Here is a 12,927-nt window from a genome sequence, read left to right as displayed (position 1 = left end):
GCTTGATCGACGTGCCGTGGCCTTCTTCGGAATAGATCTTGAGGTGGCCGTCGGACTGCTTGATGAAGCCGTAGACCATGCTGAGCCCAAGGCCGGTGCCCTTGCCGGTGTCCTTGGTGGTGAAGAACGGTTCGAACACCTTGTCGCGGATCGCCGCGGGGATGCCGCCGCCGGTGTCGCTGACCGCGACCATCACATATTCACCCGCGTGTACGTCGGGGTTGGCCGCGGCATAGACCTCGTCGAGGATGACGTTGCTGGTCTCCAGCATCAGCTTGCCGCCGTCGGGCATCGCATCGCGGGCATTGACGGCGAGGTTGAGCAGCGCCGTCGCCATGTGGTTGGGATCGATGAACGCCGGCCAGGCGTCGGGCTCGAGCGCGGTATCGATCTCGATCTGCTCGCCGAGCGAGGGGCGCAGCAGCCGCGCGGTGTCCTGCACCAGCGTGTTGAGGTTTGCCTCGCGCGGTTGCAGCGGCTGCTGTCGCGAGAACGCCAGCAGGTGCTTGGTCACCTCGGCGCCGCGGAAGGCGGCATCGCTGATCATTTTTGTCACCGACGACAGCGCAGCATCGTGTTCGACGGCCTCGGCGAGGATGTCGATCAGTCCGGTGATGACGGTGAGGATGTTGTTGAAGTCGTGGGCAATGCCGCCGGTGAGGTGTCCGACGGCCTCCATCTTCTGAACCTGGCGCAGCTTCTGCTCGGCTTCGAGCTGCTCGCGGGCGGCCTCGACCTCGCGCGCGCGCATGAAGATCTCGGCTTCCATCTGCTCGGTGCGCTCGCGCAGCCGGTCGGTCAGCTTGTCCTGCTCGGCGCCGCGCTGCTTCAGCTGGATGAAGCCGGTGACGTCTTCGACCCGGTGGATGATGTAGATGAACTGACCGCTCGGTCCGAACACCGGCGTATTGCGCGGGCTCCAGTACTTTTCCTCGAATCCGCCGCCCTCCGACTCGGGCTTGCGGATATCGTATTTCTGCACCGACATCGTGTCCGGGCGGCGGAATTGGACCACGCGCTCGAGCGAGGCGCGCAGGTTCCGCACGCCGTCAGCGGCAGGATCATCCGGATTATCGGGAAAGATCTCGAATAGCACGCGCCCAAGGATCGCGGCGCGCTCGGTCTTGGTGGCGCGCAGATAGGCGTCACTTGCTGCCACGATACGGAAGTCGGGCTGGGTCAGCACCAGATAGAGGCCGGGCGCCGCCTCGAATAACGCCTTGAAGTCAGGCATCGGCGGGGACTGATTTTGCAGTTCATCCTCCCTCGCAGGGATACGGTCCGCCACTGACCGCACCCAAGATGTGACATGCGCTTGCCGGAACTTCAATGGTTAACATACGGTATCGGCTTGATTTTCTCGATCGCGCACGCGTTGCAGTTAGTGCGAATTCGGCAGGTAGCGCCAACCCTCCTTGCCGAGGAACTCCAGCATCGCCTGCGCGGGCGGCAGCAGGATCTTGTCGGTGCGCCTGATCGCGTGCCACTGCCGGACGATCGGCAGGCCCTTCACCTTGAGCACCACCAGCCGGCCGTCCTCCAGCTCGTGGAACACGGTGTGCTGGGAAATGAAGGCGATGCCGAGCCCGGCCATGACCGCCTGCTTGATGGTCTCGTTGCTGTCCATCGCCATGCCGAGCTTCGGCTCAAGGCCGACCCGCTCGAAATATTGCTGCATCAGCATCCGCGTGCCGGATCCCTGCTCGCGGGTGATGAAGGTTTCGTTGGCGAGCTCCGGCGGGGAGACGTGCCGTCGCCGCGCCAGCCGATGATCGGGTGCGGCGATGATGAAGTGCGGATGGCGGCCGAGCGGCTTCATCTCGACCTCGACATCGGCCGGCGGCCTGCCCATGACAGCGATGTCGAGATCGTAGCCGCGCAGCGCGTCGCGGATTTCCTCGCGGTTGCCGATCCGCAGCGTCACCTCGATCTTGGGAAAGCGGCGCGAGAACGCCGCGATCGCGAACGGCACGAAGTATTTCGCGGTCGAGACCGCGCCCATCGCGACGCGGCCGCCGCTGCGGCCTGCGATCATGTCGAGCGACTGCTCGCAATCCTTCAGCGCCGCCTCGATCCGCTCGACCAGCGTCAGCACGTGCGCGCCGGCATCCGTCAGCGCCATGCCGTCGCCGGTACGCTGGATCAACGGCAGTCCCGCGAGCGTTTGCAGGTTGCGGAGCTGCAATGTCACCGCGGGTTGCGTCAGGTTCAACCGGTTGGCCGCCGACGTAATCGAGCCGGCCTCGTGCAGGGTGGAGAGTGCGCGCAACTGGCGAATGGTGAGATCCCGCGTGAAGTTGCCGGCCATGCCCAGCTCCATAAGAAATACTTTGCCCGGACCAAAGATAATAAAATTTCCCTAATTGGGCAATTCGCGCGTTGATACGGCGAAGGCGACTCCCCTGTGGTCGCCTCTCGACACCTCGGGACAGAGGGCGCGATCAAAGGGAGAGGCCGGTGGAGATTCGTCCTGCATTGCATGCCCATCTGGAGTGGCCGACGCGGCATAGCCCGTTGCGCGCCGCGACCGTTGCGGTGATCGAAGCGCTTGCCGGTGCCGCGATCGAGCTGTCGCGCATCATTGCCGCCGGGCCGCTCGCCGGCATCGTCGGCGAGAGCGGTGGTGTCAATCCCGACGGCGATCGCCAGAAGACCATCGACATCGTCGCCGACCGCCTGATGCGCGACGCGCTGCGCGCCGCGCCGGTCGCCGCGGTTGTCTCGGAGGAGGTCGAGCTGCCCGAGACGCTCGATCCGGATGCGCCGCTCTGTGTCGCGATCGATCCGCTCGATGGATCCGCCAATCTCGAAAACAATATCTCGATCGGCACGATCTTCTCGATCCGGCCGAAGGGCAACGACATCATCTCGACCTTCTTCGAGCCCGGCACGGCGCAATGTGCCGCAGGCTGCTTCATCTACGGTCCGCAGACCGTGCTGGTGCTGGCGCTCGACCAGCGCGTCGACGGCTTCACGCTGGATCCGCGAACCGGCGAGTTCGTGCTGACTGCGCGCGACCTGCGGGTGCCGCAGGATACGCCTGAATTCGCCATCAATGCCTCGAACCGGCGGCACTGGAGCGGCCAGGTGCGCAACTATATCGACGAGTGCCTGGCCGGCGTGAACGGCGAGCGCGGGCAGGACTTCAACATGCGCTGGATCGGCTCGCTGGTGGCGGAAGCCTACCGCATCCTGATGCGCGGCGGCGTGTTCCTGTATCCGGCGGATGCGCGCCAGGGCTACCGCGAAGGCCGGCTGCGGCTGCTGTATGAAGCGCACCCCATCGCGCTGATCATGGAATGGGCCGGCGGTGCGGCGTCGAGCGGCCGGTCGCGGATTCTCGAACTCTCGGCACGCACGCCGCATCAGCGCGTGCCGCTGATCATGGGATCGGCGCGCGCCGTGCGCGACGTCGATGCGATCCACCTGACCGTCGAGCCGTTGTTCGAGAGCAGCGATGCCCCGCTGTTCGCGCGGCGCGGCCTGTTCCGCTGAAGGGGGGAGCGCATGTCTCGCAGGTATCCCATCATCTCGATCACCGGCTCGTCCGGCGCCGGCACCACCTCGGTGAAGAAGACGTTCGAGAACATCTTCCGCCGCGAGAACGTGGTTGCGGCCTATATCGAGGGCGACGCCTTCCACCGCTACGACCGCGCCGAGATGCGCAGCCTGATGGCGGAGCGGGCCGAGCACGGCAACAAGCACTTCAGCCATTTCAGCCCCGAGACCAATCTGTTCGAGGAGCTGGAAAAGCTGTTCCGCGACTATGCCGAGACCGGCACCGGAACGACGCGGCACTATGTGCACGACGAGGAGGAATCGCGGCTCTATGGCGCCAAGCCCGGCACCTTCACCGCCTGGGAAGCGTTGCCGGAGAATTCCGACCTCTTGTTCTATGAGGGCCTGCACGGCGCCGTGGTCACCGACAAGGTGAACGTCGCGCAGCACGCCGACCTCAAGATCGGGGTCGTGCCGGTCATCAACCTCGAATGGATCCAGAAGCTGCATCGCGACCGCAGCCATCGCGGCTACTCGACCGAGGCGGTGACCGACACCATCCTGCGCCGCATGCCGGATTACGTGAACTACATCTGCCCGCAATTCACCGAGACCGACATCAACTTCCAGCGCGTGCCGACGGTCGACACCTCGAACCCGTTCATCGCGCGCTGGATCCCGACCCCTGATGAATCGATGGTCGTGATCCGGCTGAAGAACCCCCGCGGCATCGATTTCCCCTACCTGCTCTCGATGATCCCGAACAGCTTCATGTCGCGCGCCAATTCGATCGTGGTGCATGGCGCCAAGCTCGACCTCGCGATGCAGCTCATCCTGACCCCGCTGATCCTGCAACTGATCGAACGAAAGAGGCGAACGATATGACCGCACTTGCGTCCGTTGCCAGCCGCCCCGACATCAGCCACGACGAGATGGCGAATGCCATCCGCTTCCTCGCCGTCGACGCGGTTGAGCAGGCGAAATCCGGCCATCCCGGCATGCCGATGGGCATGGCCGATGTCGCGACCGTGCTGTTCACCGACTTCCTGAAGTTCGATCCGGCCGATCCGGCCTGGCCCGACCGCGACCGCTTCGTGCTGTCGGCGGGGCACGGCTCGATGCTGCTCTACGCGCTGCTCTATCTCACCGGCTACGAGAGCATGACGCTCGATCAGCTCAAGGCGTTCCGCCAGTGGGGATCGCAGACCCCCGGCCATCCCGAATATGGCCATACACCCGGTGTCGAGACCACGACCGGTCCGCTCGGGCAGGGGATCGCGACCGCGGTCGGCATGGCGCTCGCCGAGCGCTTGATGAACGCCCGCTTTGGCGACGAGCTCGTCGACCACTTCACCTATGTGGTCGCCGGCGATGGCTGCCTGATGGAAGGCCTCAGCCATGAGGCGATCTCGCTCGCCGGCCATCTGCGGCTGAACCGGCTCATCGTGCTGTTCGACGACAACCATATCTCGATCGACGGTGCGACCTCGCTGTCCTGCTCGGATGATCAGGCGGCGCGGTTTGCGGCCAGCGGCTGGAACGTCTGCCGCATCGACGGCCACGATCCGCAGGCGATCGCCGCGGCAATCAGGCAGGCGCGCGCGAGCGATCGGCCCTCGCTGATCGCCTGCCGCACGGTGATCGGGTTCGGTGCGCCGAACCGGCAGGGCAGCGAGAAGGTGCATGGCGCGCCGCTCGGCACCGACGAGGTGGCGAAGACCCGTAGCGCGCTGCGCTGGCCGTATCCGGCCTTCGAAGTGCCCGATGCGGTGCTGGCCGAATGGCGCGAGCTCGGCGGCCGCGGCCGCGATGCGCGACGCGCCTGGATCGAGCGCTCGCGCGCCGCGTGCAAGGCTGACAAGGGCGAACGGTCGCCGTTCCACGACGCGCTGAACCGGAAACTGCCCTGTGCCTACACCAAGGCAATGGCAGCGCTCGTTGAGCGCTTTGCCACCGAACAGCCGAAGCTTGCGACGCGGCAGGCCTCGCAGCAGGTCATCGACGTGATCGCCGAAGCGCTGCCCAATCTCCTGGGCGGCTCGGCCGACCTCACGCACTCCAACCTGACGCAGGCGAAGTCGCAGGTGTCGGTGCGGCCGGAAACGCTCGACGGCAGCTACATCCACTACGGCATCCGTGAGCACGGCATGGCGGCGGCGATGAACGGCATCGCCTTGCATGGCGGCTTCATTCCCTATGGCGGCACCTTCCTCAGCTTTGCGGATTACAGCCGCCCCGCGATCCGTCTTGCGGCGCTGATGGGGATCCGCGTCATCCATGTGATGACGCACGATTCGATCGGGCTTGGCGAGGACGGTCCGACGCATCAGCCGGTCGAGCATCTGGCGGCGCTGCGGGCGATCCCGAACGTGCTGGTGTTCCGTCCGGCCGACGCGGTCGAGACCGCGGAAGCCTGGGACTGCGCGCTGAAGGCGGAGACCTCGCCGTCGATCCTTTGCCTGTCGCGGCAGGCGCTGCCGACGGTGCGCGATGGCAGCAAGGACAACCAGGTCGCGCTCGGCGCCTACGTTCTCGTCGAGCCGTCCTTCGCGCGTGACGTCACCCTGATTGCAACGGGTTCGGAGGTGGCGATCGCGCTCGAAGCCGCAAAGCTGCTGGCGGAAGCAGGGGTACAGGCCGCGGTCGTCTCGGCCCCGTGCTTCGACCTGTTCCGCCAGCAGCCGAGCGACTATCGCGCAAAAGTTCTGGGCAGCGCGCCGCGCGTCGGCGTCGAAGCCGCCGTCGAAGGCGACTGGGCCCGCTGGCTCGGTGACAACGGAGCGTTCGTCGGCATGACCGGCTTCGGCGCGTCGGCGCCGGCCGATGTGCTGTACCGCGAGTTCGGCATCACGCCTGCGGCGGTCGCCGCCGCAGCAAAACAGCTCATGCAACGAGTGAATTGAAGGGAGGACGCCACGATGGCGCGGATCACACTGAGGCAATTGCTGGACCACGCCGCCGAACGCGGCTACGGCGTGCCGGCCTTCAACATCAACAACATGGAGCAGGGTCTCGCCATCATGGAGGCGGCTGCCGCCTGCGATGCGCCTGTGATCATCCAGGCGTCGCGCGGCGCGCGGTCTTATGCCAACGACATCATGCTGGCGAAGATGATCGACGCGCTGGAGGAGATGCATCCGCAGATCCCGCTCTGCCTGCATCTCGACCACGGCAACGAGGAGGCGACCTGCGCCACCGCGATCCGCTACGGTTTCACCTCCGTGATGATGGACGGCTCGCTCAAGGCCGACGCCAAGACCGCGGCCGACTATGATTACAACGTCGACATCACGCGCCGCGTCGTCGAGATGGCGCACTGGGTCGGCGCGTCGGTCGAAGGCGAGCTCGGTGTGCTCGGCTCGCTCGAGCATGGCGGCGGCGAGCAGGAGGACGGTCACGGGGTTGAAGGTCAGATCAGCCACGACCAGCTGCTCACCGACCCGGACCAGGCGGTCGATTTCGTCCGCGCCACCAAGGTCGATGCGCTGGCGATCGCGATGGGTACCTCGCACGGCGCCTACAAGTTTACGCGCAAGCCCGACGGGGAGATCCTGGCGATGCGCGTGGTCGAGGAGATCCATACGCGGCTGCCGAACACGCATCTGGTGATGCACGGCTCGTCCTCGGTGCCGCAGGCGCTGCAGGACGTGTTCAACCAGTTCGGCGGTGAGATGCCGCAGACCTGGGGCGTGCCGGTCGAGGAGATCGTCCGCGGCATCAAGCATGGCGTGCGCAAGGTCAACATCGACACCGACTGTCGCCTGGCGATGGCCGCGGCCTTCCGCAAGGTCGCCACGCAGTCGAAGAGTGAATTCGATCCACGCAAGTTCCTGAAGCCGGCGATGGATGCGCTGCGCGAGCTCTGCCGCGACCGCTTCGAGCAGTTCGGCACCGCCGGCAATGCCGCGAGGATCAAGGTGGTCGGGCTGCCCGAGATGGCCCGCCGCTATCGCGCCGGTGCGCTCGATCCGCAGATTGGAAAAATGACCCAGGCCGCCTGAGCAAATGGCCAGCGAAACACAGGAGATTCCGATGAACGTGCAGCAGTCGATCACCGTGCGGGGCAAGGATCGCTACAAGTCCGGCGTGATGGAATACAAGCGTATGGGCTATTGGGAGCCGGACTATGAGCCCAAGGACACCGACGTCATCGCCTTGTTCCGCGTCACCCCGCAGGACGGCGTCGATCCGACCGAAGCCTGCGCGGCGGTGGCGGGCGAATCCTCGACCGCGACCTGGACCGTGGTGTGGACCGACCGGCTGACGGCTGCGGAGAAGTACCGGGCGAAATGCTATCGCGTCGATCCGGTGCCGAATTCCCCCGGCAGCTACTTCGCCTATATCGCCTATGACCTCGATTTGTTCGAGGGGGGATCGATTTCGAACCTGACCGCCTCGATCATCGGTAACGTGTTCGGTTTCAAGCCGCTGAAGGCGTTGCGCCTCGAGGACATGCGGCTGCCGACTGCCTATGTGAAGACCTTCCAGGGCCCGGCCACCGGCATCGTGGTGGAACGCGAGCGGCTCGACAAGTTCGGCCGTCCCTTGCTCGGCGCCACCGTGAAGCCGAAGCTCGGCCTGTCCGGCCGCAACTATGGCCGTGTTGTTTATGAAGCCTTGAAAGGCGGCCTCGACTTCACCAAGGACGACGAGAACATCAACTCGCAGCCCTTCATGCACTGGCGCGAGCGCTTCCTGTACTGCATGGAGGCGGTCAATCGCGCGCAGGCCGCGACCGGCGAGATCAAGGGCAGCTACCTTAACGTCACTGCGGCGACCATGGAGGACATGTACGAGCGCGCCGAATTCGCCCATGAGCTCGGCTCCAACATCGTCATGATCGACCTCGTGATCGGCTACACCGCGATCCAGTCGATGGCGAAGTGGGCGCGCCGGAACAACATGATCCTGCATCTGCATCGCGCCGGCCACTCGACCTACACGCGGCAGCGCAACCACGGCGTCTCGTTCCGCGTGATCGCGAAGTGGATGCGGCTCGCCGGCGTCGATCACATCCACGCCGGCACCGTGGTCGGCAAGCTCGAGGGCGACCCGAACACCACGCGCGGCTACTACGACATCTGCCGCGAGGACTTCAACCCGATGCAGCTCGAGCACGGCGTGTTCTTCGACCAGAACTGGGCGAGCCTCAACAAGCTGATGCCGGTGGCCTCCGGCGGCATTCATGCCGGCCAGATGCACCAGCTGCTCGACCTGCTCGGCGAGGACGTCGTGCTGCAGTTCGGCGGCGGTACGATCGGCCACCCCCGCGGTATCCAGGCCGGCGCCACCGCCAACCGCGTCGCGCTGGAAGCCATGATCCTCGCCCGCAACGAGGGGCGCGACTACGTCCATGAAGGCCCGGAGATCCTGGCCAAGGCGGCGCAGACCTGCACGCCTCTGCGCGAGGCGCTCGACGTCTGGAAGGACGTCACCTTCAACTACGAATCGACGGATGCCCCCGATTTCGTTCCCACGCCAAGCACGGCGGTCTGACAGGAGTTTCTCATGCGCGTGACCCAAGGCTGCTTCTCATTCCTGCCCGATCTGACCGACGAACAGATCGCCGCGCAGGTCCAATACTGCCTCGACAAGGGCTGGGCGGTGAACATCGAGTTCACCGACGATCCGCACCCCCGCAACACCTACTGGGACATGTGGGGCCTGCCGATGTTCGACCTGCGCGATGCGGCCGGCATCATGAAGGAGCTCGCGGACTGCCGGCGGGTCTATGGCGACCGCTACATCCGGATCTCCGGCTTCGATTCCAGCCACGGCTGGGAGTCGGTTCGGATCTCATTCATCGTCAACCGGCCGCGCGAGGAGCCCGGCTTCCGGCTCGACCGTCAGGAAGCTGCCGGCCGCAACGTCCGCTACGCGACGTATTCCTATGCGGCTGTTCGCCCCGAGGGCGAACGCTACGCCGATCAGTGACCGCGTCCGGTTGGCAAGCCAGGCGGGTTGCTCCCTCGACCGCCTGGTCCGGATGCACTTCTCCGTCGTCGCCCGCCGCGGCGACGGAGCTTTTTTCGAAGCGAGAGGATGATGACGCAACCGCAAGAACAAATCAGCCAACAAATCCGCGAGAGCCCGCTCGAGACCATCGACCTTCGGCATGAATTCGCCGATCTCGGTATCGGCGACGTGCTCGACCAGCTCGATTCCGAATTGATCGGCTTGAAGCCCGTCAAGACCCGCATCCGCGAGATCGCTTCGCTCCTGCTGGTCGAACGCATCAGGCAGAAGATGGCGCTGGCGACGACATTTCCGACCCTGCACATGTCGTTCACCGGCAATCCCGGCACCGGCAAGACCACGGTCGCGCTGCGGATGGCCGGCATCCTGCACAAGCTCGGCTTCGTCCGCCGCGGCCACGTCATCAGCGTCACGCGCGATGATCTTGTCGGGCAATATATCGGCCACACCGCGCCGAAGACGAAAGAGATATTGAAGAAGGCGATGGGCGGCGTCTTGTTCATCGACGAGGCCTATTACCTGTATCGTCCCGAGAACGAGCGCGATTACGGGCAAGAGGCGATCGAGATCCTGCTGCAGATCATGGAACAGCAGCGCGAGGATCTGGTGGTGATCCTGGCCGGCTATGGCGACCGCATGGAGAAGTTCTTCCAGAGCAATCCGGGTTTCCGCTCCCGCATCGCCCATCACATCGACTTCCCGGACTATTCGGATCCGGAGCTGCTCTGGATCGCCGAGCTGATGTTGCAGCAGCAGAATTATCGTTTCTCCCCGGAAGCACGCGAGGCCTTCACCCGGTACATCGGCATTCGCAAGGAGCAGCCGCTGTTCTCCAATGCGCGCTCGATCCGCAACGCGCTCGACCGCATCCGGCTGCGCCAGGCCAACCGGATCGTGGCGAAGCTCGACCGCACGCTCACGGTCGACGACGTGATGTCGATCGAGGCCGGCGATGTGCTGGCGAGCCGCGTGTTCGCAAAGGGCGCCGGCGCTGCAGGCGAGGGGCGATGAACCGGGCGCTCGCAGCGATCCGGACCGCGGGGATGCGCGACATCATTGCTGGGGCGCGCGCCTTGATCTTCGATGTCGACGGTACGCTCGCCGAAACCGAGGAGGTGCATCGCCGCGCCTTCAACGAGGCGTTCGCCGAGGCCGGCCTCGACTGGTTCTGGGACCAGGTCACCTACGGGCGGCTGCTTCGGGTCGCCGGCGGCAAGGAGCGCATCCGCGCCTTCGATGAGCGCAACGCGGTGCCTATGCTGACATTCGCAGATATCGCCGACCTGCACAGGATCAAGACCAGGCGCTACGCGGCGCTGATCGCGGCAGGCGGCTGTCCGTTGCGGCCGGGCGTGAGGGCCTGGCTCGCCGGTGCGCGCCATCGCGGCCAGCGGCTTGCGATCGCCACCACCACCTCGCATGGCAATATCGATGCGCTGCTGTCGATTGCGCTGGGGCTGGGCTGGGCCGATCTGTTCGAGGCGATCGTCGCCGGCGACGAAGTGCCACGGAAGAAGCCGGCTCCGGACGTCTATCTCGAGGTCCTGGCGCGGCTCGGGCTCGGGCCGGCGGATTGCATCGCGGTGGAGGATTCCGGCAACGGCCTCGCCGCCGCCGCGCGGGCCGGCATCCCCGTGGTCATCACCCGCAGCACCTATTTCAGCGATGACGATTTCGCCGAGGCGCTTCTGGCCGTCGATGATCTCTCCGAGATCGACGACTAGAGGCCGCCGCGGCCGCCGGGCGGCCCGTTCCGAATAATTTCTTCGGTAGATTAAATAAATCGCGCTTGCTTCCATAGCCCAGTAGGGGCATCTTCGGCCAGAAGCAGCGCCAGACCGCCAGAAATTCTGGCAGGTGATGACGGCTGCCAACAATTTCGGGAGATAGCGCCTCGTGACCCTCCGTGTCACCGATCAATTTATTCGGGTGATTGAATAAATGGTGCTTGCATCCGGAGAACGGCAAGGGCACCATCCACCAAAGGTTGCCAGAGGCTGTGCAAAACCACCAGAGGTTATGGGGGATGCTGGCGCTCGCCAACAATTCCGGGAGACAGCGCCTCATGATCCTCCGCGTCATTGCTACGGCTCATTCGTCGCACGGCATGACTTGCGGGTAACCTCGGCATTGCAGGATCGATATGGTTGATCGTGCGGAGCGAGCATGGCGCTGTTGACGAGTCTCATCGACATTTGCGCGATTTCGGTTCGTGACGGCCCCGGTGCCAATCCGAGGTCGCCGTAGATTTGCGACCATCCAACGAATGATGGCGGTCGATTGACGCTGTCCAAGGCAACGATACACAACTCAAAAAGCCAAGGGAGTGACGCATGTTCAGATTGAAGGTCTCGTTGATTGCACTGGCGTTGGCAGGTCTCACCGCGGCCGCACCGGACGCGTTCGCCCAGAGCAAGCCGACGATCGGCATCGCGATGCCGACCAAATCCTCGGCACGCTGGATCGACGACGGCAACAACATGGTCAAGGTGCTGAAGGAGCGCGGCTACGGCACCGACCTGCAATATGCCGACGACGACATTCCGAACCAGCTCTCCCAGGTCGAGAACATGGTGACCAAGGGCGCCAAGGTCCTGGTCATTGCGGCGATCGACGGCACCACGCTGTCCGACGCGCTGAAGCAGGCCAAGGCGCAGGGCATCACCGTCATCGCCTATGACCGCCTGATCCGCGACACGCCGAACGTCGACTATTACGCGACCTTCGACAATTTCCAGGTCGGCGTGCTGCAGGCGAGCTCGCTCGTGAACGCGCTCGGGCTGAAGGATGGCAAGGGTCCCTTCAACATCGAGCTGTTCGGCGGCTCGCCCGACGACAACAACGCCTATTTCTTCTACGACGGCGCGATGTCGGTGCTGAAGCCGTACATCGACAGCGGCAAGCTGGTGGTCGCAAGCGGCCAGATGGGCATGGACAAGGTCGCGACCCTGCGCTGGGACGGCGCCACCGCGCAGGCGCGGATGGACAATCTGCTCAGCGCCTTCTACGGCAAGAAGCGGGTCGATGCGGTGCTGTCGCCCTATGACGGTCTGTCGATCGGCATCATCTCCTCCCTGAAGGGTGTCGGCTACGGCAGCAAGGACCAGCCGATGCCGTATATCAGCGGCCAGGACGCCGAGGTGCCGTCGATCAAGGCGATGCTGCGCGGCGAGCAATACTCGACCATCTTCAAGGACACCCGCGATCTCGCCAAGGTCACCGCCGACATGGTCGATGCCGTGTTGAGCAAGAAGGAGGTCAGCGTCAACGACACCAAGACCTACAACAACGGGGTCAAGGTGGTTCCGTCCTATCTGCTCAAGCCGGTCGTGGTGGACAAGACCAATTGGGAGAAAGTCCTGATTGACAGCAGCTACTATAAGCGCTCGCAATTCGACTAAGGCGGGTAAGCTGGACGCACCCCGCCGAGGCCGATCGACGCTGCGAGACATG

The 12,927-nt window shown here is 64.7% G+C and carries 11 protein-coding genes; 9 read left to right on the top strand and 2 right to left on the bottom strand.

Going from position 1 to position 12,927, the window contains the following annotated elements; all coding sequences use genetic code 11:
- On the bottom strand, window positions 1-1,234 hold a 1,234-nt coding region (locus tag QMZ05_RS15830), incomplete at its 3' end, for an ATP-binding protein (protein WP_353701595.1).
- Between the two features lie 147 nt (window positions 1,235-1,381).
- Window positions 1,382-2,308 (bottom strand): LysR family transcriptional regulator, encoded by a 927-nt coding sequence (locus tag QMZ05_RS15825; protein WP_353701594.1) that lies wholly within the window; start codon window positions 2,306-2,308, stop codon window positions 1,382-1,384.
- Between the two features lie 167 nt (window positions 2,309-2,475).
- Between QMZ05_RS15825 and QMZ05_RS15820 the strand changes: the two genes are divergently transcribed.
- From QMZ05_RS15820 to chvE, 9 genes are all read left to right on the top strand, one after another.
- Window positions 2,476-3,495, top strand: coding sequence for a class 1 fructose-bisphosphatase (locus QMZ05_RS15820; RefSeq protein WP_353701598.1), 1,020 nt, complete (start codon window positions 2,476-2,478; stop codon window positions 3,493-3,495).
- A gap of 12 nt (window positions 3,496-3,507) precedes the next feature.
- Window positions 3,508-4,383 carry a phosphoribulokinase gene (locus tag QMZ05_RS15815; protein ID WP_353701593.1) on the top strand — a complete coding sequence of 292 codons (876 nt, stop codon included), beginning with the start codon at window positions 3,508-3,510 and terminating at the stop codon, window positions 4,381-4,383.
- Window positions 4,380-6,401 (top strand): transketolase, encoded by a 2,022-nt coding sequence (tkt, locus tag QMZ05_RS15810; RefSeq protein ID WP_353701592.1) that lies wholly within the window; start codon window positions 4,380-4,382, stop codon window positions 6,399-6,401. The genes QMZ05_RS15815 and tkt overlap by 4 nt, the downstream gene beginning before the upstream one ends.
- A 15-nt stretch (window positions 6,402-6,416) precedes the next feature.
- Complete coding sequence (gene fba, locus QMZ05_RS15805; protein WP_353701591.1) at window positions 6,417-7,499, top strand: class II fructose-bisphosphate aldolase; 1,083 nt, start codon at window positions 6,417-6,419, stop codon at window positions 7,497-7,499.
- Window positions 7,500-7,530: 31 nt separating this feature from the next.
- A complete protein-coding gene (locus QMZ05_RS15800; RefSeq protein WP_353701590.1) occupies window positions 7,531-8,994 on the top strand; it encodes a form I ribulose bisphosphate carboxylase large subunit in 1,464 nt (487 codons plus the stop codon).
- Between the two features lie 12 nt (window positions 8,995-9,006).
- The gene (locus tag QMZ05_RS15795) at window positions 9,007-9,432 is read left to right on the top strand and encodes a ribulose bisphosphate carboxylase small subunit (protein ID WP_050421850.1); all 426 of its coding nucleotides are present in this window, start codon (window positions 9,007-9,009) and stop codon (window positions 9,430-9,432) included.
- 111 nt (window positions 9,433-9,543) lie between these two features.
- Window positions 9,544-10,485 (top strand): CbbX protein, encoded by a 942-nt coding sequence (cbbX, locus tag QMZ05_RS15790; RefSeq protein WP_353701589.1) that lies wholly within the window; start codon window positions 9,544-9,546, stop codon window positions 10,483-10,485.
- Window positions 10,482-11,198, top strand: coding sequence for an HAD family hydrolase (locus QMZ05_RS15785; protein WP_353701588.1), 717 nt, complete (start codon window positions 10,482-10,484; stop codon window positions 11,196-11,198). The genes cbbX and QMZ05_RS15785 overlap by 4 nt, the downstream gene beginning before the upstream one ends.
- 609 nt (window positions 11,199-11,807) lie before the next feature.
- Entirely contained in the window at window positions 11,808-12,875 is a 1,068-nt protein-coding gene (gene chvE / locus QMZ05_RS15780; protein ID WP_353701587.1) for a multiple monosaccharide ABC transporter substrate-binding protein, read from the top strand.
- Window positions 12,876-12,927: the final 52 nt, after the last annotated feature.

It is taken from the genome of Bradyrhizobium sp. INPA03-11B (assembly GCF_040446015.1).
GTDB lineage: Bacteria > Pseudomonadota > Alphaproteobacteria > Rhizobiales > Xanthobacteraceae > Bradyrhizobium > Bradyrhizobium macuxiense_A.
Note: the sequence above shows the minus strand (reverse complement) of the source record. Positions and strands in the feature narration are given on the sequence as shown.